The organism is Oerskovia sp. NPDC060338 (assembly GCF_042726295.1).
GTDB lineage: Bacteria > Actinomycetota > Actinomycetes > Actinomycetales > Cellulomonadaceae > Oerskovia > Oerskovia merdavium.
This window is the reverse complement of record NZ_JBHXCQ010000001.1, coordinates 71,761-91,762: the sequence shown is the minus strand read 5'-3', so window position 1 is coordinate 91,762 and position 20,002 is coordinate 71,761. Positions and strand designations below refer to the sequence as shown.

Below are 20,002 nucleotides of genomic sequence, written 5' to 3'. Positions count from 1 at the left end.
GCAGAATGGTGAGAGGAGGACGCATGGTCAGGAGAGATCCCGGAGCGGCGACGGCGCAGGTGCCGTTCAACGCGTACGACGACGCCCCCGTGCTCGCCATCTCGCAGGCCGCGGCGCTCGCCGGCATGCACCCGCAGACGCTGCGCCAGTACGACCGGCTGGGACTCGTGACCCCGCGCCGCACCATGGGGCGCGGGCGCCGGTACTCGCAGCGCGACGTCGCCAAGCTCCTCGAGGTCCAGCGGCTCTCCCAGGAGGAGGGCATCAACCTCGCAGGCATCCGTCGCATCCTCGCGCTCGAGGAGCAGGTCGACCAGCTCGAGTCCCGGCTCGACGCGCTCTCGGCACGCCTCGAGGGCGGACGGGTCTTCGCCGCGGGGGTCAGTGGCGACGTGGTCATGGTCCCGCGCGGCCGGCGGGTCCGACGAGGGAGTCCGGAGGACGCCGGGCGCAGCGTCGCAGGGCAGAGCACGGAGACCCGTGCGCTGGTGCTGTGGCGTCCCGGGCGCGGGGACTGTGGCGTCCCGGGCGCGGGGACTGAGCCCCGTCGGAGTGCGTTCCAGAACGTGTGAAAAAACTGCGGCCGGCAATTCCGTGGACATTTACGTGAGGTCTGCGTGACGTAAAAACGGTGGAATTCCGCCGAAGTGAGTGAGGCCTTGCTTCCTGTACAAGGGCTGCGACAGGGAATACCGTGAAGGAAATGCACGGTCGGACGCCCCGCCCCTTCGAGCAAGGAGAAGTCCCATGAGCAGCCTGATGGAGTTGCCCCAGGTCGTCGAGTGTTCGATCGACGGATGCGGATACAACCACGAGCACGGGTGCCACGCCGGTGCCGTGACGATCGCCGCCCACGGCGGCGAGGCCGAGTGCGCCACGTTCATCCCTCTCACGGCCAAGGGAGGCCTCGAGAAGGTCATCGCCCACGTCGGCGCCTGCCAGCGCGGGGAGTGTGCCCACAACGAGGCGCTCGAGTGCAACGCCTCCTCGATCCGTGTCGGAGCGGGCCCCCTGGGTGCCGACCACGCGGACTGCCTCACCTACGCTCCTCGCTGAGCGAGCCGGAACCCCCGCGCGACGTCCCCCCTCTCGCGCGATCCCCTCGACGCCCCGCTCGTCCCTCGCCGGACGCCGGGGCGTCGAGCCGTCTACGGGACCTGGCGGCGCGTGCGTGATCCGTCGAGGGCCAGGTCAGCGCCCGAGCGCCTGGAGCAACGCCGCGGCTCCCGCATGAGCCGTCGGGAGCGGCTCGACCCAGACGCGCGGAGGTCGCCGGAGCACCGCGGTCACGCCGTACGAGAGCGCCGTGCGTTCGATCCGGTGCCGCAGCTCGGCGCGCAGCGGCTCGAGGTCAGGGCTGCGCTCGCACAGCGCCGCGTAGACGCCCGCACCGAGCGTCGCGACCGGATGGCCCGTGCCGAAGACCTCGCTGAAGATCTTGCCCATCGCGGCGGCCCGGGCGATCCTCTGCCATCCGTCGAGCCGGTCGACCGCGACGTCCACGAGCAGCAGGCAGTGCGTGCGGGACGCGGGCCGGCCGCTGCGTTCGCCCGCACCGTACGTCTCGCGCAGGCGTTGTACGAGGTACTCGGGGGTGGCCAGACCCGACCGCGGGTCGGTCGTGAGCGGGACCAGGAGGCTCGGCTCGTTGCCCCGGACCCAGCCGGTGCTCAGGGCGCGCAGGGTGTCGAGCCCGGGCTCGGTGCCCCAGGCGCGGAACAGGCACGCGAGATCGTCGATCGTCTCGCCCATGCTGATGCCGACGTGTCCCCGAGCCTCGCCGAGCCGGTCGGCGGCGGGCGCCGTGGGGAGCCCGTCCGTGAGCGCCTCGGCAAGAGCCTCCACCGCAGGGTGGTACCAGTCGCCGGGGCGCAGCCAGACGGAGTCCATGCTCGCCGCCTGCCACTCGGCGAGCAGCGAGTCGACGGCTGGCTGGGGGTAGCCAGGTCGTAGGTCCATACCGATGAGACCCCTCAGGCCGGCACTCATGACGCGATACCGACCGAGCATTTTGGTTTCATCCGCTCGGAGTCACGGACGGTCCGCGCGAACGGGCCCACCGAGGAGAGGACAACCCGGGCAAACTACCCGTGAGACGTTGAAAACACTGGGCTCCGTGACGTCTACTATGAGCGAGAGGAGCCTCAACTGCACGAGGCGCAGTCAGGGGCGAGGTAATGACCCAGGTCGAGACGTACGCGGACGGCGCGTCGACGAGCGACGCCGAGCTGATCACCGCCGTACGCGGTGGCGACTACTCCGCGTTCGGTGCGCTCTACGAGCGGCACGCGGTGGCCGCTCGTACCGTGGCGCGCCAGTACGTCCACTCGTCCTCCGACGCGGACGACGTGGTCTCCGAGGCGTTCGCCAAGGTCCTCGGCATCCTGCAGACCGGCGGTGGGCCCGACGTCACGTTCCGGGCCTACCTCTTCACCGTCGTCCGGCGCCTCTCGTACGACCTGGTCAACGGCGTCCGGCGTACCCAGCCCACCGACGACGTCGAGACCTTCGAGACCGCGTTCGGCCCCATGGCCTCGACCGAGGACCCGACGCTGCAGGGCTTCGAGCGCTCGGTCGTGACCAAGGCCTACCAGGGCCTGCCCGAGCGCTGGCAGGCGGTTCTCTGGTACACCGAGGTCGAGGAGATGAACCCGGCCCAGATCGCACCCCTGCTCGGGCTGTCGGCCAACGGCGTCTCCGCCCTCGCCTACCGTGCGCGCGAAGGACTGCGGCAGGCCTACCTCCAGCAGCACCTGACGGGCGCGACGAGCGAGGGGTGCGAGGTCGTCAACCCGCTGCTCGGCTCCTACGTCCGCGGCGGGCTCGCCAAGCGGGAGACCGCCAAGGTCGACGCTCACCTCGAAGGGTGTGGCGAGTGCCGGGGCCTCGTGCTCGAGCTCGGTGACGTCTCGCACGGCATGCGTGCGGTGATCGCGCCCCTGGTGTTCGGGGTCGCGGGGCTCGGGCTCGTCGGGCACGCGCTGCCTCTCGCAGGCGGCGGTGCCGTCGCCGGTGGCGCGACCGGCGCCAGCGCCTCGGGAGGTGCTTCCGGCACGGCCGCGGGTGCTTCCGGTGGTGGTGCGGCGGCTGGTGGCACCGGAGCTGCGGGAGCAGCGGGAGGAGGCGCGACGGCAGCGGCCGGAGCCGCCGGTGGATCGGTCGCGGCAGGAACCGGAGCAGGAGGGGCCGCGGGAGTGGCGGCCGCCGCCGGTGCGACGGGCGCCGCTGCGGCGACCTCGGGGGCCGCCGTCGCCGGGGCGACGGGCCTCGCCGCCTTCATCGCGGCGTCACCGCTGGTCGCAGCCGCGGTGGGCGTCGTGGCGGTCGCGGCCGTGGGCATCGGTGTGGTCGCCGTGAACGGCGGCTTCTCCTCGGACACCCCGCCCAGCGCGGGCGCGAGCTCCGACCCGTCGCAGTCGCCGACCGACACGCCGTCCGGGACTCCCTCCACCACGCCCACGGCTCCGAGCGCCGACCCCACGTCCCCAGCCAACCTGACCCCGCTCGAGGGGGACACGGCCGGTTCGACACCGACCACCTCGGGCGGCGCCGGCGGCGCGGGGACCGGAACGGGAGCCGGAGGAGGTACCGGCACGGGTACCGGGAGCGATACCGGGACCGGGCAGCCCTCCCCGGGCACGGTGAACCCCGTGGACCCGGCCAACCCGGTGGACCCGGCCAACCCTGTGGATCCCGTGAACCCGGTCGATCCTGCGCCGGCCTCGCTCGACCTGGCCTTCGCCCCGCTCCAGCTCGCTCCTCGAGACCCGGAGGACCTGACGCTCACGGCGTCCAACACCGGCGGGACCTCCGCCCAGGAGGTCGTCGTCGACGTCACGCTGCCGGCCAACGTCTCGGTCGTGAGCTCCACGGTCGTCGCCGGGCGAGGAGTGGTGCCCGTCCTGAAGACCGCGGCGCTCCCGTGCGGTGCGTCCGTTCCCCAGGGGGACGGCACCTCGCTCGTGACCTGCTCGGTGGGCGTCCTGGCGCCGGGGGAGAAGAAGGAGCTCGTGGTCACGGTGCAGGCCTCCCGCGGGGGCACGTACAGCTTCGGCGGATCGGTCCGCGGCAAGGGCCTTGCGCCGGTGAATCGATCCACTCCGCAGGTACCGGTGTCCAATTTCGGTGCCGAGCTCTCCCTGCGCACGCCATCGGTCGGCCGACTCATCAACCCGGGCGCGACAGAGGTGCTGCTGCAGCCGTACAACTCCGGAGACGAGCGAGCAGAGCTCACAAAGGTCGAGGTTGCCGGAATTCCGGCAGGGACGATGCTGCGATCGGTCACGGATGGCTGGAGCTGTCAGCCCCTAGAGGGAGCCGAGGACACCAGCGTCTGCCAGCCAGTTGCAAGCGTCGATCTCCCTGTCTCTGCCAGCGCTTCTGCACCCGAGCTGCCGGTCGACCTGACGGTCCAACTTGTCGCGGTCGGGCGCAAGGGTTCGGGGACCGGGGGCGCGGGAGCGGAACTGACCTTTCAAGCGTTCGCTTCGGGGCTCGATGGCCGGCGACTCAGCGCGGTCAAGCGTGCCGACCTCATCGTGCAGGCTCCCTGGAAGGGCGTCCAGGAAGGAGTAGTTCGTACGGCAGGTGCTATTTGCGTACCGGGCGAGTCGGACTGGGGTCGACGCGTCACTATCAGTGCGAAATACAAGAACACGACGAGCTACCAAAACTTGACGGCTGGGCTTTCGGTGGCCGGTCGACCAGGTGATCCCGTTCCGTTGCGATCCGGGGAAGAAGGGCGTCTACTCCTCGACGAGGACCTTCGCACGCTCGGTGGTGACGCGAGCGTCGTGCTCACCGCCACCGTCGGGGAGTTCGGGGCGTTCCCGGGCATCACGACGACGACGGCTCCGACAGTTCCCGCTGGGAAGGTCGACGCCCTCGACTGCTTCGAGCCCAGGCTCCTCGACGAGGAGGACGTTACTGTCGTCTCGTCCAACGTGGGCGGCGAGGTACGACTGATCGCGACGGTCCAGAACACCACGACGACGCCCTTCGAAGTGGCGCTCAAGGGCACGCCGTTCGGTTCCTCTGCTGATTCCAAGGTCATCCAGCCCGGGGAGGATGCCAAGTTCACCGTCGACACGGGGCAGCGTGTTGTGGATGCGGGCAAGCTTCGGTTTTCCCAACAGTCGCCGTCGGACGCCCAGGGTGACCCTGCTCCGATCCTTGGCTTCGAGGCGCCGTTCGCCAAGGCGGTGATCGCTCCGGAGGTGTCGCAGCCGTCGCTGGGTGCGTGTCGTTTCGATCCGGTGACGCGGGCGTCGGTGTTCGACGTGGTGTTCGTGTTCGACAACTCGGGTTCGACGCTTCCGGTGGTGTTCGGGGTCGTGGGTCATGAGGAGCTGCGCACGGAGGTGGGTGCGGGCGAGAAGGTGAGCGTGACGGCGTCGGGCCTGGTGCAGGGGCTGGGTGCGCACAGGCTCACGGTGGCGACCGATGGTCGCTCGGCGGGGTCGTTCACCGTCCAGGGTGAGAGCTGCTACGTGCCGTCGTGGTCGCAGGAGTTCTCGGTCGCGGCGCAGAACGTGGGTGGTTCGGTCCGCCTCGTGGGCACGTTGACCAACACGACGGCAGAGGCCATGGACGTGCGGATGCTCGCTCCGGCGGGCCTGGGCGACGTCAAGGACTCGGAGAAGGTCACGCTCGCCCCGGGCGCCACGGGCACGTTCACGATCGACACGGGCAGGGCCCAGGTCGCGGCCGGGAAGGTCACCTTCCGCCAGTATCGCTGGGTCACCGAGGTCGGCGCACCGGGCAAGGGGTTCACGCAGAACCAGCCCGTACCGTTCGCCGCCGCGTCGATCGCCCCCACGAGCCCGGCACCCGTCGTCGGCCAGTGCGTGTTCGACCCGGACGCGCACGCCTCGTCGGCCCCCGTGACCCTCACGTTCGACAACTCGGGCTCGACGCTCCCCGTGCAGTTCACCGTGGCGGGTCGCGACGACCTCGCCCGGACGGTCGCCGCCGGGCAGACCGAGACGGTCCGGACGAGCGTCGGTGCCCAGGGTGCGGCGTTCACGGTCCTGGCCGACGGCGTCCAGGTCGCGAACCACACCGTGCCGGGAGTGTCCTGCTACGCGCCGGACTGGACGGTCAAGGCCTCCGCGACCTCCGCGGTCGTCGACCGCACGGTCCACCTGACAGGCCGTCTGACCAACTCCTCGAACGAGTCGATGCAGGTCTCGATGGTCACCCCGTTCGGCAGTGCCGGTGCACCGGTCACGGTCGAGCCCGGGGCCACGGCCACGTTCGCCCAGGACACGGGCAAGAGCGAGGTCCCCGCGGGGAAGGTCGAGCTCCGGCAGTCGCGCACGGTCGACGGCAAGGAGTACACCAGCACCAGCACCGCGGGCTACGAAGCGGCTCGCTACGTGCCGGTCGTCATCGCCCCCGTCGTCGGTGCCCCCACGGTCGGCGCGTGCTGGTTCGAGGACAACGAGCAGCGCTCGTACCAGCCCGTCACGTTCGTGTACGACAACCGCGCGTCGACCCAGGCCGTGACGTTCCACATCGAGGGGTCGGCCGCGGTCGTGCGCGACTCGACCCGCACCGTGCAGCCCGGGACGAGCATCCAGGTCAAGGCGCCCAACGCGGGCGAGGCCGGCGCGACCTACCGTGTCGTGACCGACGCGGGGGCGTCGTGGACGTTCCAGGTCGCCGGGAAGACGTGCCTGCCCGCCTGGCAGTACGGGCAGTTCTACGTGCGGGGCGACCGCGTCCAGAGCCACGGGGCGAACTACGTCGCGACGGTCTCCCACCTCTCGCTCTTCACGCCGCACACCCTCCTGGGGCGCACGACGTGGGACGCGGAGTAGACGGTCAGTCGCGCGGCCGCGCAGCCTGGGGCTCACCGGCCACCGGGACCGCGAGCGGTGCCAGGTGGTGGGACGCCAGGTCGGTCGCTGTCGTCGGTGCTCGCCCGTCGCCGAACGGTGAACCACCGAGCGACTCGCGCCCGTGCGGGGTCAGCCATCCCGACAGGTCGGGGCCGTCGGGGACGATCCCGCTCGGGTTGAGCTGTGTGTGCACCCGGTAGTAGTGGTGCTTGATGTGGTCGAAGTTCACGGTGTCACCGAAGCCCGGCCTCTGGAACAGGTCCCGCACGTACGCCCACAGGACCCGGTCCTCGGTGATCTTGTTGCGGTTGGTCTTGAAGTGCCCGTGGTACACCGCGTCGAAGCGCACGAGCGTCGTGAAGAACCGGACGTCGGCCTCGGTGATGTGGTCGCCCACGAGGTAGCGGCGCTCCGACAGCCGGTCCGACAACCAGTCGAGCCGCTCGAAGAGGATCCCGAAAGCGGTGTCGTACTTCTCCTGCGAGTCCGCGAACCCGGCCCGGTAGACCCCGTTGTTGACGTCGGCGTAGACCTTCTCCGCGACGTCGTCGATCTCGTCGCGCCACGCCTCGGGGTACAGGTCGGGGGCGCCCGGACGGTGGTGGGCGGTCCACTCGGTCGACAGGTCGAGCGTGATCTGCGGGTAGTCGTTGGTGACGAGCAGCCGGGACGGGACGTCGACGATCGCCGGCACGCTCACCCCGCCGTCGTCCTCGGGGTCGCGCGCGAGGTAGTGCTCGGCGAGGAAGTGCGACCCGAGCTCGGGGTCGATCCCGTCGCGGTCGAGCGTGAAGCGCCACGACCGGGAGTCCTGGATCGGGTCGACGATCCCCAGCGAGATCGCGCCCTCGAGCCCCAGCAGGCGCCGGACGATGATCGACCGGTGCGCCCACGGGCACGCGAGGCTCGCGACGAGCCGGTAGCGGCCGGCTTCGACGGGCCACCTGCCCTGGTCGTCGCCCTGGCCGCCGGGCTGCGAGGTGCTGCTCGCCGCGATCCGGTCGGTGAAGTGCGGGCCGCGGCGCTTCCAGCCGCGCGGGACGGGGTTCGATCCGGTCGCGTCGCTCATGCTCCGAACCTACGTCGCCGACCGGGCGGACGCAGCGATCCGGGTCACGGCGCGGGTGTGACGTCCGTCCGGACCGGGCGCAGGCGGGACCCGACCACCCGGGACGTGCCGTCGTCGTGCACCTCGACGAGGACCGTGACGGTCTGGGAGACGGTCCACCCCGTCAGTCGCGCCCCGACCGGGACGGTGCCGATCGTCGCGGTCGTGGGCGTCGGTGCCGTCCACCTTCCCGTGAGCGCGACGCTCTGCGTGCACTCGACCGAGGCCATCGCGAAGATCCCCCGGGTGGACGACGCCCAGGCCGGGGCGGGGTCCTCGAGCGTGCACGCGCGCTGCTCGGCCCCGGCGTCGGGCGAGAGGTCGGGCAGCGGGAAGCCCTGGGTGTGCGCGGTCGTGAGCTGGTCGGCGTCCGTCACGTCGAGCGTGGGGGCGGCCTGCCCGGTGCTCGCGTAAGCGACCACGTCCTGGAGGGCGAGGTCACCGCGGGCGCGCGCGTCGTCGTCGGGCACGACGGCGGAGCCGCCCACGAGCGCGGGCTGCGGCAGGGCCACGGCCGGGTCGGTCGCCAGCCGGTAGGTCAGGAGCCACGGTGCGCCCTCGCCCGTGCGCGTGAAGAACGTCGACTCGACGTACTCGCCCGTGGTGGAGACCACCGCGGTGTCGCCCGGGGCGCTCAACGAGTAGAACCAGTCCGCGGTGCCGCGCTCCGGGGCGGCGAGGGTGCCGACGGTCGAGGTGTAGGGCGCGACCGGGGCGGCCCCCTGCGCGGTCTGCGCAGCGTAGGCGAACGTCGAGGCGCGCAGGCTCGGCCCCGTCTCGAGCAGCGAGAGAGCGGCCGCGTCGCGGGTCGCGTTCGCGGCGTTGCGCGCCGAGGTGAGCCGCGCGAAGAGCGCGTCGGCCTCGGCGCGGGTCGTGACGGGTTGCCGCACGGGGACCGCGGGCGCGGCCGGTGCCGCGGTGGCTCCGGTCCCGGTGCACCCCGTCAGGAGCGCGAGCACGACGCCTGCGCCGAGGAGGCCGACGGAGCGTCGGGCGGGCAGTGGGAGCACGGGCACGGCGGAGAGGACCTCGCTGGGACGGAACGGATGAACCGGTCCATCCAACCCTTCGCGGGCGCCTCGGCCAAACCAGCCCGTGACCTCCGGGTGGCTCCGCGCGCAGGAGCCGTGCTGCCGGGTCGCGCCGATCCCCCCACGGAATCACGTGCGCCCGACCCGGCAGCACCAGTCCTCAGGCGGCGTCCCCCGAGCCGCTGAGGACGACGTGGGTCTGCGGGTCGAACCGGTAGCCGAGCCCGCGGACGGTCGTGATGACGTGCTGGAGGCCGAGCTTCTCGCGCAGCCGGCGGACGTGGACGTCGATCGTGCGGCTGCCGTCGCGCACGGCGTCGGCTCCCCAGACCGTCGACAAGAGCTCCTCGCGGGTCACGACGCGGTGCGCCGAGCGGTAGAGGTGCGACAGGAGCTCGAACTCCTTGTACGTGAGGCGCTGGACCGACCCGTCGACCGTGACGCGCCGGCCGACGGGGTCGATCACGACGCGCGGGAACGGTGAGAGCGCCGCGAGGCGGTCGCGGAACGCGTTGACGTCACCGAGCGGCGCCAGGTCCGGGGCCGGGGTGGGGATCTCGGCGCGGCGGGCCGCGCTGCGCCCGCGCACCTTGCGTCGGCCGTGGTCGACGAGCGGCTCGTGCGAGTCGGTCGCGGGCTCGGAGAGGGTCAGGGCCGTGTAGGTCTCGGCGGCCGGCAGCCACTCACGCGCGAGCTCGCCGAGGGCCTCGGCGAGCTCGACGAGCTCGGCCTGCGGGTGCTCGCCCGACGCCGCGTCGACACCGACGTACAGGACGAACCCGGGGTGGTTGCGACGGTGCGCGGCGTGGGGCTGGGCGGACTTCTGGGTCAGCGTGGTCATGCGAGGCTCCAGGGGTCTTCCCGCTCGACGGCGGGGAGCCGGAGCGGCGCCGACGAGGGTCGGCAGGGTTGTCAGAGGGCTGAGCGAGTCAGGCCGGACAACAGACGCAGGAGGACATGCTGACGCTCGGGCGCCGGGTGGCGCCGCGGAAGCTCAGCGAGGGGATCACCAGGTGAGCATGGCAGCGACGTCGGGGGTCGCCAAGGGGGAGAGCGGAGAATCTCACAAGGTGAGACGCGAAAATGGGACGGACGTGGCGTCGTCGGGCACCGTGGCGCAGGACGGGGCCGCCGGGACCTCCCGGCGACCCCGTTCCGTGCGCGCGGACGACGGCTCGGTCAGACGACCCCGTACAGGCGGTCGCCCGCGTCACCCAGGCCGGGCACGATGTACGCCTTCTCGTCGAGACGCTCGTCCACCGCGGCCACGACGAGCTGGACGTCGACACGGTCGCCGATCGCCTTCTCGAGGACCTCGATGCCCTCCGGGGCCGCGAGCAGGCACACTGCCGTCACGTCGCGGGCGCCGCGCTCGAACACGTAGTCGATCGCCGCGACGAGCGTCCCGCCGGTCGCGAGCATGGGGTCGAGCAGGAACACGTGGCGACCCGTCAGGTCGTCCGGGAGGCGGTTGGCGTACGTGACGGCCTCGAGGGTCTCCTCGTCGCGCTGCATCCCCAGGAAGCCCACCTCCGCGGTGGGCAGCAGGCGGGTCATGCCCTCGAGCATCCCCAGGCCCGCACGCAGGATGGGGACGACGAGCGGACGGGGCTCGGCGATGCGGACCCCGACCGTCGTGGTGACCGGGGTCTGGACCTCGTGGGGCTCGACCCGGACGTCCCGCGTCGCCTCGTAGGCCAGCAGGGTCACGAGCTCGTCCACCAGGAGGCGGAAGGTCGGGGAGGCGGTGTCCTTGTTGCGGAGGACGGTGAGCTTGTGGGCGACCAGCGGGTGGTCGGCGACGTGCAGGCGCATGGTTCGAGGGTACCGCCCGGTAGCCTCGGGAGCATGGTCCCCGACGACGTCGCCCCCACCGCAGAGCCCGGCCCGGCAACGCCCGGCCCCGCGGGGCTCGACCTGCCCTGGGCGACCGGCACGTTCCCGCCCGACACGGTCGCGGCCCGCCGTGCCGTCTGGGACGAGCTCATGGGGCTCGCGCTGCACGAGGCGACCCACGCCCTCGCGTCGGGCGACGTGCCCATCGGGGCGCTCGTCGTCGGGCCCGACGGGCGTCTGCTCGGCCTCGGCCGCAACCGGCGCGAGGAGATCGGCGACCCCACGGCCCACGCCGAGGTCCTCGCCCTGCGGCAGGCCGCCGCGACGCTCGGCTCGTGGCGCCTCGAAGGGTGCACCCTCGTCGTGACGCTCGAGCCGTGCGCCATGTGCGCGGGAGCGACCACGCTCGCGCGGGTCGAGCGCCTCGTGCTGGGCGCGTGGGACCCCAAGGCGGGCGCGTGCGGCTCGGTGTGGGACATCGTGCGCGACCGGCGCAACCCGCACCGCGTCGAGGTCGTGGGTGGCATCCGTGACGTCGAGTGCGGCGACCTCATCCGGGAGTTCTTCGAGACGCAGCGCTGACGGGCCGGCGCCGCCGAGGCGGCGTCGTCCTGCCGGTCCCAGCTGCTGAACGGGGCCCGCGCCACCCGCGAGACTGCGCGATACTGCCCGGGAGCCGCGAGGACCTCGCGGCTCGGCGCGCGGACGTCCGGGCGCCGAGGGGGACCGGTCCTGCGGGGGCGTCGGTGACGACGAGGCGGACGGTCGGAGACAGGGGGATGTTCATGAGGTCTGCACGCTGGCTTCCGGCGGGCGTGGCGCTCGTCGCGGTGCTTGCCGGAGGGCCGGTCGCCGCTGCGCAGACGTCGGATGCTCCGGACGAGGAGCTCGATCTCACGCAGGGCGTGGTGCTCGTCGACGGCGTCGAGGCCCCGATGCGCGGCACCTTCGCGTATCCGTCCTTCGGCCTGGGGAGCGACCCCGTGGTCCGGGGGATCGTGCACGGCGTCCACCGCCTGGAGGGCGCGACGGTGCTCTACTACTCGCTCACCGAGCCGACGAAGGGCATCGGGAGCGGAGGGGTGAACGCCTTCCCGAGCGACCTCCAGGAGCCCGGGCTCTACGGTTACAACATGGCCTCCGCGGTCGAGCTGCTGGACATCGTCGGTCTGCAGGGATATCGACCGCTCGCCGTCGACGGCGAGGCCCTCACGTCGGCAACGGCAGACCTGCAGGCGGAGCCGGGCGAGCTCGCAGTGGCCTTCGCGCTGTTCCCCGAGCTGCCGGAGGGGGTGACCACCGTCGACGTCGTGATCGGACGGGACGTCGTCGCGGAGGTCCCGGTCGGTGACGGGGCGCTGACCCCGGTCGTCGAGGAGCCGGCCGTGCTGCTGGGCCAGGGGTGGCCGGAGCTGCCGTCGAGCGACCGGATCGCGGCGGCGGGTGCCGAAGGGACGGTCTTCGGGCTCTCTCGGCGGACGGCCGACGCCGAACAGGTCGCTCGGACGGAGGAGACGGTCGAGCAGGTCGCGGTGACGCTGGATGCGAACGTCGTGTTCGACAAGGCGTCTGCGGTGCTGTCCGCGGGCGCGCAGTCGACGCTCGCCGACGTCGCGGCCGACATCGCGGCCCGCGGGACCGGCGAGGTGGTCGTCACCGGGCACACCGACTCCGACGGCAGCGACACAGAGAACCAGACGCTCTCCGAGCAGCGGGCGGCGTCGGTCCTGGCGGCGCTCGAGCCGGCTGTCGGGGACGAGGTCACGCTCGCGGCCGTGGGGAAGGGCGAGTCCGAGCCCGTGGCGAGCAACTCCTCGGACGAGGGGCAGCAGGCGAACCGTCGGGTCACGGTCGTCTACTCGGTGCAGGAGGGGAAGCGATGAACGGCACGAGGACCAGGGGCGCGTGGGGTGGCCTGGTGGTCGCCCTGATGCTGCTGGGCGGGTGCTCGGGCGGCGCCGCGACCCCCGACGCGTCGGGGGACCCCTCGCAGACGACGACGGCCGAGGAGCCGGACTCCCCGCCCGAGGTCTCGGCGCAGGACATCGCTCAGGCGTCGACAGCAGCAGAGGACCTCCCTGTGCTGGGCACGGCCCGCGGAGACGTCTCCTTGGGTGGTGGCCGGACCGGATCCGTCGTCGTGGAGGTTCGTTCCGTCGATGCCTCTCCCGACAGGACCGTCGTGCGGTTCTCGCTCGCCGCGGGGGATGGTGGGGAGATCAGCCTCCACCCGTCCTCGTTGTCGGGCGAGCAATGGAGCTTCGACTACCTCGAGGGCTTCGCGGTCGTCGACCCGGAGACCCGGCAGCGACTCCTGAGCTTTCGGGAGTCGGACCGCGAGGCGGGCGAGAGCGCCGTGCAGACCTGCTCGCTGAAGCCGAAGTCGCTCAGCGTCGAGGAGTTCCCGCAGACCTGCATCCTCCCGGCGCTCGATCCGGCGACGAAGTCGGTGACGATCGAGGTTCCCCGCCTGCCCGCGATCGAGGACGTGCCGGTCACCTGGCACCAGGAGGAGGAGTGAGTCACCAGGTCAGAGCCTGTCCGCGAGCTCCTCGAGCGTCTCGGACACCCCGGCCTCGAGCTTGATCGTGGCGAGCGGGTCGCCCCGGGTCGCGCCGCGGTTGACGATCACGACGGGCTTGTCGGTCTTCACGGCGTGCTTGACGAACCGCAGCCCGCTCATGACGGTCAGCGACGAGCCCGCGACGAGCAGCGCGTCGGCGGCGTCGACCATGGCGTAGGCCCGCTCGACCCGCTCGCGCGGCACGTTCTCACCGAAGTACACGATCTCCGGCTTGAGCATGCCGCCGCAGAACTCGCACGCGGCAGGCACGAAGTGCGCGGTCGACTCGATGACCGCGTCCGCGTCGGGGGCGGTCTCGACGTCCTCGAGGTCGCCGATGCTCTCCAGGAAGTGGGGGTTGAGCTCGGTGAGGCGTTCGGCCAGGTGCTCGCGCGAGACGACGCGCGAGCACGACAGGCAGATCACGCGGTCGTAGCGCCCGTGCAGGTCGATCACGTTGCGCGAGCCCGCGTCCTCGTGGAGCAGGTCGACGTTCTGCGTGATGATCCCCTCGAGGATGCCGCGCTCCTCGAGCCGGACGAGGGCCTTGTGCCCGCCGTTGGGGTGCGTTCGGTGCACGCGCTGCCAGCCGACGTGGTTCCGCGCCCAGTAGTGACGGCGGAACGCCTCGTCCCCGACGAACTGCTGGTACGTCATGGGGTTGCGCGGGGGAGAGTCGGGGCCGCGGTAGTCGGGGATGCCCGAGTCGGTCGAGATGCCCGCGCCGGTCAGGGCGGTCAGCCGCTTGCCGCGCAGAAGGCGCAGGACGTCGTCGGTCGTCGGGGTCGTGTCAGGGGTCTCCGATAGCACCGTTCGAGCGTACGACGTGCGCCCGGAGACCGGGTGAATCTCCCGGACGGGCCTCGGTGGCGCGGAGTGTCACACACCTGTTCATAGGGCAAAAAGGACATCTGCGGGACCGATAGGAAACTTATTGGTTAAGAGTCTTGGCAAAGGTTCTCAGCACAGCTACTGTGCGAGGCGTCCGAACAAAGTTCCGGGCGTGCCCGGAGGAGAGCAACGAGGCCCTTCATGCAAGACACACCCACGCGCCGGCTCGCGCCGGTGGCGATCGCCGCAGCAGCGGTGCTCGCGGCATCCGTCCTGGTGGCCCCCGCTGCCCAGGCGGTCGCGCCCCAGTCCGTCGCTTCTGCCAAGCCCGCTGCGACGTCCGCGGGCCCCGACGACATCAACGGCTACCGCAGCGTCGGCTACCTCATGGCCGACAGCCCCGTCACGCGCGACTTCCACGTCGCGAACCTCGTGTCCTCGGGCGCGATCAAGGACCTGACCCACCTCAACTACGCGTTCGGCAACGTCACGACCGACCTCGTGTGCGACATCACGCAGGAGCCCGGCGAGGGCGACGCGCAGAACGACTTCCTGCGGCTCGTCCCCGCCAAGAACTCCGTCGACGGCAAGGCCGACAAGCCCGGCCAGGCGCTCGCGGGCAACTTCAACCAGCTCCGCAAGCTCAAGGCGGTCAGCCCCGACACCAAGATCCTCGTGTCGCTGGGTGGTTGGACCTGGTCGGACAACTTCTCCGAGGCGGCCTCGACGGCCGAGGGGCGCACCAGGCTCGTGAACTCGTGCCTCGACATCTACATCAAGGGCAACCTGCCCCAGATCGGTGACAAGGGCGGCCCGGGCGCCGCGGCCGGCATCTTCGACGGCATCGACATCGACTGGGAGTGGCCCGTCACGGGTGGCGAGACCGCGAACGCACGCCCCGAGGACAAGGAGAACTTCCTGCTCCTCATGGAGGAGTTCCGCTCCTCGCTCGACGCGCTGGGCGACCAGGACGGCGAGGACTACCTGCTCACGGCGTTCGCGCCGGCCGGCGGCTGGAACGCGGGCCAGGGCGGCTGGCTCGACAAGCGCTTCTTCGCGTCGGTCGACTTCCTCAACGTCCAGGGCTACGACTTCCACGGCGGCTGGGTCCCGAACAAGACCGGGCACCAGGGCAACCTGCACCCCGACGGCACCGAGAACTGGGGCCTGGGCCTCGACGGTGCCATGGGCATGTACGTCAACGCCGGGGCGGACCCCCAGCAGCTCAACGCGGGTCTCGCGGCGTACGGCCACGGCTGGTACGGCGTCGAGGACGGCAGCGCGGGCTGGAAGCCGGCCGAGGGCTACGTCGGCACCAAGACGTACGCCGAGCTGCGCACGTTCGGCAAGGCGTTCTTCGACCCGACGATCGGTGCGTCGTGGCGCTACGACGGCGACCAGTGGTGGAGCTTCGACGACCCGGCCTCGGTCAACGCGAAGGCCGAGTGGCTCGCGGTCGAGGGGTACGGCGGGGCCATGTGGTGGGACCTCAGCGGTGACCACAAGAACGAACTCGGTGGGACGCTCGGCTCGACCCTGCGCGCCTCGACGCCCGGACCCGGGGTCGACGCGCAGTGCGCCGCGCCGTGGTTCGCCTCGGGCGTCTACACCTCGGGCGACGTGGTCTCGCACGACGGCGCCGAGTACAAGGCCAGGTGGTGGACCCGCGGCACGGCTCCGGCCGCGACCTCGGGCAGCCCGTGGCAGAAGATCGGCCCGTGCGGCACGGCCCCCGTGGTCGAGGTCGTCACGTGCGCACCGGCGTTCTCGCTCGAGGCGACCTACACAGGCGGCGCAGTCGTGTCCCGTGCGGGCGTCAACCACACCGCCCAGTGGTGGACCCGTGGCGAGGTGCCCGGGAGCAACGTCTGGGGTGCGTGGGACGCGGGTCAGCCCTGCTCGGCATGACCTGCGTGACGGCGGTCTGACCGCCGCGCTGCACCGCAGCACCGTGCCGCGGGCCGTTCCGTGACACGGGAGAGGGGTGCCGCACCTTCGGGTGCGGCACCCCTCTCGCGTCCTGTCGTCCGGCGACCCGGACGTCGTGCGTCTACGGCTCACGGCCGCGCACGCCCGACGGCGTCACGTACCGCTCGTCGTCGCCTCGCCCGTGGTGTCGGTCGAGCCGGTGGCACCGGGCCGGCGGCCTCCGCCACCCATCCCTCCCATGCCGCCGCCCGCGAACTCGCCCGCGGTGGCCGTCGCGACCTGCGTGGCACCGTCGGCGCTGCCGTCCGACGAGAGGCCCGTCGCGTCGGCCGAGCCGAGCGTGCCGCCGGCCTGGAAGACGTACGTCGCGCCCGTCGTGATCTCGGGCGACGAGTAGACGATGTTCTCGGTGTCCTTGGTGACCTCGTAGGACACGAGGGTCGCGCCGTCGTCGGACAGGAGGTGGACAACGGTGCCGGCCGCAGCCGTCTGGTCGAGGTTCGCCGCGACCCAGCCCTGCGACGAGTCGGTGTCCGGGGCGACCGCCATGCCCGAGCTGCCCGCCGCGAGCAGCGTGCCGCCCGAGATCGTGAACGCCCCGGCGGTGTCGAGCGCGCCGTTGCCGGCGTTCGTCGGGCCCTGGACCACGGTCGTGCCGCCTGTGATCTCGATCGTCCCGTTGCTGTCCAGGCCGTCTCCGCCCGCGTCGACCACGAGGGTCCCGCCCGTGATCTTGAGCCAGTAGTCACCGGTGTCGGCGCTCTCGCCTCCGGGGCCACCGCCCTGGCCACCCGCCTGCCCGCCGGGGGCGGTGCCGTCGGGCATCTCGCCGTCGGGCATCGCCGGCGGCTCGCCCGCCGTGCCGTCGCCCGGCGCGGCGCCGTCGGGCATGGCCGGCATCTCGCCGTCGGCCGGGGGAGTGAAGTCGTCGGGCATCTCGCCGTCGCCCGCGGGCGCCCCCTGGGGAGCGGTGCCCTCCTGCGTGGTGCCCGCGGTGTCCGACGTGGTGCTCGTCCCGCCCGCGGCGTTGACGCCGTCGTCGGACGACGTGATGTCGATGTCACCGCCCGCGAGCGTGATGGTCGCCCCTTCGAGGCCCTCGACCGACTCGGTGACCGTGAGCGTGCCGTCCGAGACCGTGAGGTCGCCGTCGGCGTGGACACCGTCGTCGCCCGAGGCGAGCGTGATCTCGCCGCCCGAGACCGACACCGCACCGTTCGAGTGCAGGCCGTCGTCCGCGGCGTCGACGCTCACGTCGGCACTGCTGCCGACCACGACACCCACGTCGCCCTTGATGCCCTTGGCCGAGGCGTCCTCGGCGACCTCGGCGCCCGCGCCCCCGGCGGCGGCGATGGTCACGGACGCGTCGGCGACGATCGCGTCGGTCTCGGCCTGGATGCCGTCGTCGCCCGACGTGATGTCGACCGTCCCGCCGAGGACCGCGACGTAGCCCATGGTCTCGTCGTCGGCGTTGGTCGACTTGAGGCCGTCGGCGACCGCCGTGACCGTGATCGACGCGTCGTCCGTCACGACCAGGTAGTCCTTGCCGCGGATTCCGTCGTCGCCCGCGTCGACCGTGAGGGTCCCGCCGGCGACCACCAGGCCGTCCTTGCTGACGATCCCGTCGGTCGAGGCGCTGACCACGTCGAGCGAACCCGAGCCGCCGATCGTCAGGTCTGCGGTGGAGAACAGGGCGCCGTCGGGCTCGTCGGTGCTGCCGTCACCGTCCGCGTCGGCAGCCGCGCCCGTGGCCTCGAGGTGGTTCGTCGAGCCGTCGGCCAGGACGACGACGGCGCTCGCCGCGTCGTCCACGACCAGGGCCGAGGTCGTCGAGCTCGTGACGCTCGCACCGTCGAGCACGAGGCGCACCACGCCGTCGCCCGACGAGGCCACGACGACCTGCCCGTCGGTCAGCTCGCCCGTCACGCGGTAGGTGCCGGCCTGGGTGATCGTGACGGTCGAGCCGTCCACGGTCACACCGTCGCCGTCGGCCTGGGCCGAGTCACCCTCGAGGGCGATCGCGACCTCCTCGGACTCGTCCCAGGTGAGGTCCTCGTCGTCGGCTCCCGAGGCGTGCGGCTCGGCGTTCGCCGCCATGGCCTCCTCGGGGGTCAGGCCCGCGACGGCGGACGACGCGGTGGTGGCCGACGCGGCGTCGCTCGTGGTGGCGCTCGTGCTCTCGCCGGCGTCGGCCGAGCAGCCGACGAGCGCGGTGGCGGTGAGCGTGGCGGTCAGGACCGCGGTGGTGACGGTGGTCGGTCTGCGAAGTCGCATCAGATGCTCCTGTCGTCGAAGGTGGTGAGGGAGGGCTCGACGTAGCGGCGGATGACGCGCCGCCACGGCGTGGCCGGCAGGTCGGGGCGGAGGACCGCCAGACCCGTGCCGTACTTGGAGATGCGCTGCGGCCGGTGGCCGCTGCGCCAGAGCAGGTGGTCGAGGCACGACGGCGTCGACCCGGTCTTGGTCTCGACGACCACGAGGTCGGGGACCGCCGCGCTGCGACCCGCGGGCGTGCCCTCGTCGAGCAGCCACGTGAGGTCGGTGTCGAGAGTCGCGCGGGCGGCCGGTGCACCCGGTGCGTTCCCGGGGAGGAACAGCGTGGTCCGTCGGTAGCGGGTCACGAGCCCGGCCGAGAGCGGCAGGTCCGCCGCCGCGGGGATCGCGGCGTCGTCGAGCGTCGCGGACACGAAGCGCCGACCGTCGCCGAGCGCGCACCGGGCGTCGGGCTCGTGCTCGACGCGGTCCTTGACGGTCGACCCGCGTGCTGCACGTGTCTTGACCTCGAGCCACGCCTCGCCCGAGTCCAGGTAGGTGCGGGTCCGGACCTTGAACCGGCGCCGGCGCCGGTGCGCCGCCAGGTGGTAGCTCGTGAGGTCGGGGGTGTCGAAGTACACCGACTCGTAGGCGAAGTCGCGACGCCCGTCGATGTCGAGGACCCGCACGCCCGGCTCCCTCACGACCAGGTCGGCGAGCACCGTGCGCGCCTCGGCCCGGTGCAGGACGTACTTGCGGTCGATCCGTGTCTGGAGCGAGGCCGACTCGACGAGCTCGTCGAGCGAGATGGGGGAGAACCCCGCGTGGGGTGCGGCGAGGGTGTCGGGCGTGGCGCCGTCGGGCAGGTACGTGGTCATGCCGACACCTGCCCCGTGCCCGTGGCGCCCGGGAGCGCTGCGGCGACCGGCGCGCCGCCGCTGCTCGCGATGACGCCTCCGCCCGGCGCGACCTCGTAGCGGACGTCGACCAGGGTCGTGTCGTTGACCAGGTCGAGGCGCTGGACCGAGGCCGAGTGGACGTGCGCGCCCAGGAGCTGCTCGAGGTAGGCGACGAGGCCGGCCTCGTCGGGGAACGCGCGGTCGAGCATGATGACCTGGCTGCGGTGGCGGCGCAAGAGGCGCGGGTGGTCCGCGGCTGCCATGACCACCAGGATCAGGGCGCTGCCCGCGACGCCGAGCCAGCCAGCGCTCGCGCCGAGCCCGCCGAGGAGACCCAGGGCGAGGGCGGCGAAGTAGTAGGCGACCTCGTGCTGCGACAGCTCGGTCGAGCGCAGGCGGATGATCGACAGGACACCGAAGAGGCCGAGCCCCAGGCCCGCGCCGACCGTGCTCCTCGCGAGCGTCGCCGCGACCGCCAGGACTCCCACGTTGACGCCCAGGTAGGCGACGACCAGGTCGCGGCGCCGGTGACGCGGGAAGTAGAGGCCGAACGTCAGGACGAGCACGGCGACGAGGTCGACGAGGTACAGCACGAGCTGTGGGGGCTGGGTCACGGGTGACCTCCAGGTGACGGGGAAGTGAACTCCTCCAGTGAGCCGTCCGAACCTGTGAGGTCCCTATGACCCGGGGTAGCCGGGGATATGAGTTCG

16 protein-coding genes are annotated in these 20,002 nt (G+C 72.1%); 7 read left to right on the top strand and 9 right to left on the bottom strand.

Annotated elements, in window-relative coordinates; genetic code table 11:
• Positions 1 to 23 precede the first annotated feature (23 nt).
• Entirely contained in the window at positions 24 to 572 is a 549-nt protein-coding gene (locus tag ACFWGN_RS00425) for a heat shock protein transcriptional repressor HspR (RefSeq protein ID WP_377615193.1), read from the top strand.
• Positions 573 to 747: 175 nt separating this feature from the next.
• Positions 748 to 1,056, top strand: a complete 309-nt coding sequence (locus tag ACFWGN_RS00420) for a DUF1540 domain-containing protein (RefSeq protein ID WP_191805350.1) — start codon at positions 748 to 750, stop codon at positions 1,054 to 1,056.
• 135 nt (positions 1,057 to 1,191) lie between these two features.
• On the opposite strand, the gene ACFWGN_RS00415 is transcribed toward ACFWGN_RS00420, so the two are convergent.
• Positions 1,192 to 1,959 (bottom strand): hypothetical protein, encoded by a 768-nt coding sequence (locus ACFWGN_RS00415; RefSeq protein WP_377615192.1) that lies wholly within the window; start codon positions 1,957 to 1,959, stop codon positions 1,192 to 1,194.
• Positions 1,960 to 2,177: 218 nt separating this feature from the next.
• On the opposite strand from ACFWGN_RS00415, the gene ACFWGN_RS00410 reads away from it, so the two are divergent.
• Complete coding sequence (locus ACFWGN_RS00410; protein WP_377615191.1) at positions 2,178 to 6,821, top strand: sigma-70 family RNA polymerase sigma factor; 4,644 nt, start codon at positions 2,178 to 2,180, stop codon at positions 6,819 to 6,821.
• Positions 6,822 to 6,825: 4 nt separating this feature from the next.
• Here the strand turns inward: ACFWGN_RS00410 and ACFWGN_RS00405 are convergent, their stop codons facing one another.
• The 4 genes from ACFWGN_RS00405 to upp form a co-directional block, all read right to left on the bottom strand.
• A complete protein-coding gene (locus tag ACFWGN_RS00405; RefSeq protein WP_377615190.1) occupies positions 6,826 to 7,911 on the bottom strand; it encodes a glutathione S-transferase family protein in 1,086 nt (361 codons plus the stop codon).
• 44 nt (positions 7,912 to 7,955) lie between these two features.
• On the bottom strand, positions 7,956 to 8,966 hold the full coding sequence (locus ACFWGN_RS00400) for a hypothetical protein (protein WP_377615189.1): 1,011 nt from the start codon (positions 8,964 to 8,966) through the stop codon (positions 7,956 to 7,958).
• A gap of 175 nt (positions 8,967 to 9,141) precedes the next feature.
• Positions 9,142 to 9,822: a winged helix-turn-helix domain-containing protein gene (locus ACFWGN_RS00395; RefSeq protein ID WP_377615188.1), complete on the bottom strand. Its 681-nt coding sequence runs from the start codon at positions 9,820 to 9,822 to the stop codon at positions 9,142 to 9,144.
• 338 nt (positions 9,823 to 10,160) lie between these two features.
• Positions 10,161 to 10,796 carry a uracil phosphoribosyltransferase gene (gene upp, locus ACFWGN_RS00390; RefSeq protein ID WP_354508913.1) on the bottom strand — a complete coding sequence of 212 codons (636 nt, stop codon included), beginning with the start codon at positions 10,794 to 10,796 and terminating at the stop codon, positions 10,161 to 10,163.
• Positions 10,797 to 10,967: 171 nt separating this feature from the next.
• Between upp and ACFWGN_RS00385 the strand changes: the two genes are divergently transcribed.
• The 3 genes from ACFWGN_RS00385 to ACFWGN_RS00375 all read left to right on the top strand — a co-directional run bounded on the left by ACFWGN_RS00385 (position 10,968) and on the right by ACFWGN_RS00375 (position 13,338).
• Positions 10,968 to 11,399 (top strand): nucleoside deaminase, encoded by a 432-nt coding sequence (locus ACFWGN_RS00385; RefSeq protein ID WP_191805364.1) that lies wholly within the window; start codon positions 10,968 to 10,970, stop codon positions 11,397 to 11,399.
• Between the two features lie 203 nt (positions 11,400 to 11,602).
• Entirely contained in the window at positions 11,603 to 12,700 is a 1,098-nt protein-coding gene (locus ACFWGN_RS00380; protein ID WP_377615187.1) for an OmpA family protein, read from the top strand.
• Entirely contained in the window at positions 12,697 to 13,338 is a 642-nt protein-coding gene (locus ACFWGN_RS00375; RefSeq protein ID WP_377615186.1) for a hypothetical protein, read from the top strand. Before ACFWGN_RS00380 ends, ACFWGN_RS00375 begins: the two co-directional genes overlap by 4 nt.
• A gap of 9 nt (positions 13,339 to 13,347) precedes the next feature.
• Here ACFWGN_RS00375 and ACFWGN_RS00370 read toward each other — a convergent pair whose 3' ends face one another.
• Complete coding sequence (locus ACFWGN_RS00370; protein ID WP_377615185.1) at positions 13,348 to 14,190, bottom strand: NAD-dependent protein deacetylase; 843 nt, start codon at positions 14,188 to 14,190, stop codon at positions 13,348 to 13,350.
• 222 nt (positions 14,191 to 14,412) lie between these two features.
• Here ACFWGN_RS00370 and ACFWGN_RS00365 point away from each other — a divergent pair, with 222 nt between their 5' ends.
• Complete coding sequence (locus ACFWGN_RS00365; protein ID WP_377615184.1) at positions 14,413 to 16,119, top strand: glycosyl hydrolase family 18 protein; 1,707 nt, start codon at positions 14,413 to 14,415, stop codon at positions 16,117 to 16,119.
• Positions 16,120 to 16,293: 174 nt separating this feature from the next.
• Here ACFWGN_RS00365 and ACFWGN_RS00360 read toward each other — a convergent pair whose 3' ends face one another.
• From ACFWGN_RS00360 to ACFWGN_RS00350, 3 genes are read right to left on the bottom strand one after another with little or no spacing between them, the layout of a single operon-like run.
• Positions 16,294 to 18,414, bottom strand: a complete 2,121-nt coding sequence (locus ACFWGN_RS00360) for a carbohydrate-binding domain-containing protein (protein WP_377615183.1) — start codon at positions 18,412 to 18,414, stop codon at positions 16,294 to 16,296.
• Positions 18,414 to 19,271 (bottom strand): polyphosphate polymerase domain-containing protein, encoded by an 858-nt coding sequence (locus ACFWGN_RS00355; protein ID WP_377615182.1) that lies wholly within the window; start codon positions 19,269 to 19,271, stop codon positions 18,414 to 18,416. Before ACFWGN_RS00355 ends, ACFWGN_RS00360 begins: the two co-directional genes overlap by 1 nt.
• Positions 19,268 to 19,906 carry a DUF4956 domain-containing protein gene (locus ACFWGN_RS00350; RefSeq protein ID WP_377615181.1) on the bottom strand — a complete coding sequence of 213 codons (639 nt, stop codon included), beginning with the start codon at positions 19,904 to 19,906 and terminating at the stop codon, positions 19,268 to 19,270. The genes ACFWGN_RS00355 and ACFWGN_RS00350 overlap by 4 nt, the downstream gene beginning before the upstream one ends.
• Positions 19,907 to 20,002 lie beyond the last annotated feature (96 nt).

Coding starts and splice junctions, on each gene's coding strand:
- ACFWGN_RS00425 (WP_377615193.1), top strand. CDS start 24: ATGGTCAGGAGAGATCCCGGAGCGGCGACGGCGCAGGTGCCGTTCAAC.
- ACFWGN_RS00420 (WP_191805350.1), top strand. CDS start 748: ATGAGCAGCCTGATGGAGTTGCCCCAGGTCGTCGAGTGTTCGATCGAC.
- ACFWGN_RS00415 (WP_377615192.1), bottom strand. CDS start 1,959: ATGGACCTACGACCTGGCTACCCCCAGCCAGCCGTCGACTCGCTGCTC.
- ACFWGN_RS00410 (WP_377615191.1), top strand. CDS start 2,178: ATGACCCAGGTCGAGACGTACGCGGACGGCGCGTCGACGAGCGACGCC.
- ACFWGN_RS00405 (WP_377615190.1), bottom strand. CDS start 7,911: ATGAGCGACGCGACCGGATCGAACCCCGTCCCGCGCGGCTGGAAGCGC.
- ACFWGN_RS00395 (WP_377615188.1), bottom strand. CDS start 9,822: ATGACCACGCTGACCCAGAAGTCCGCCCAGCCCCACGCCGCGCACCGT.
- upp (WP_354508913.1), bottom strand. CDS start 10,796: ATGCGCCTGCACGTCGCCGACCACCCGCTGGTCGCCCACAAGCTCACC.
- ACFWGN_RS00385 (WP_191805364.1), top strand. CDS start 10,968: ATGGGGCTCGCGCTGCACGAGGCGACCCACGCCCTCGCGTCGGGCGAC.
- ACFWGN_RS00380 (WP_377615187.1), top strand. CDS start 11,603: ATGAGGTCTGCACGCTGGCTTCCGGCGGGCGTGGCGCTCGTCGCGGTG.
- ACFWGN_RS00375 (WP_377615186.1), top strand. CDS start 12,697: ATGAACGGCACGAGGACCAGGGGCGCGTGGGGTGGCCTGGTGGTCGCC.
- ACFWGN_RS00365 (WP_377615184.1), top strand. CDS start 14,413: ATGCAAGACACACCCACGCGCCGGCTCGCGCCGGTGGCGATCGCCGCA.
- ACFWGN_RS00360 (WP_377615183.1), bottom strand. CDS start 18,414: ATGCGACTTCGCAGACCGACCACCGTCACCACCGCGGTCCTGACCGCC.
- ACFWGN_RS00355 (WP_377615182.1), bottom strand. CDS start 19,271: ATGACCACGTACCTGCCCGACGGCGCCACGCCCGACACCCTCGCCGCA.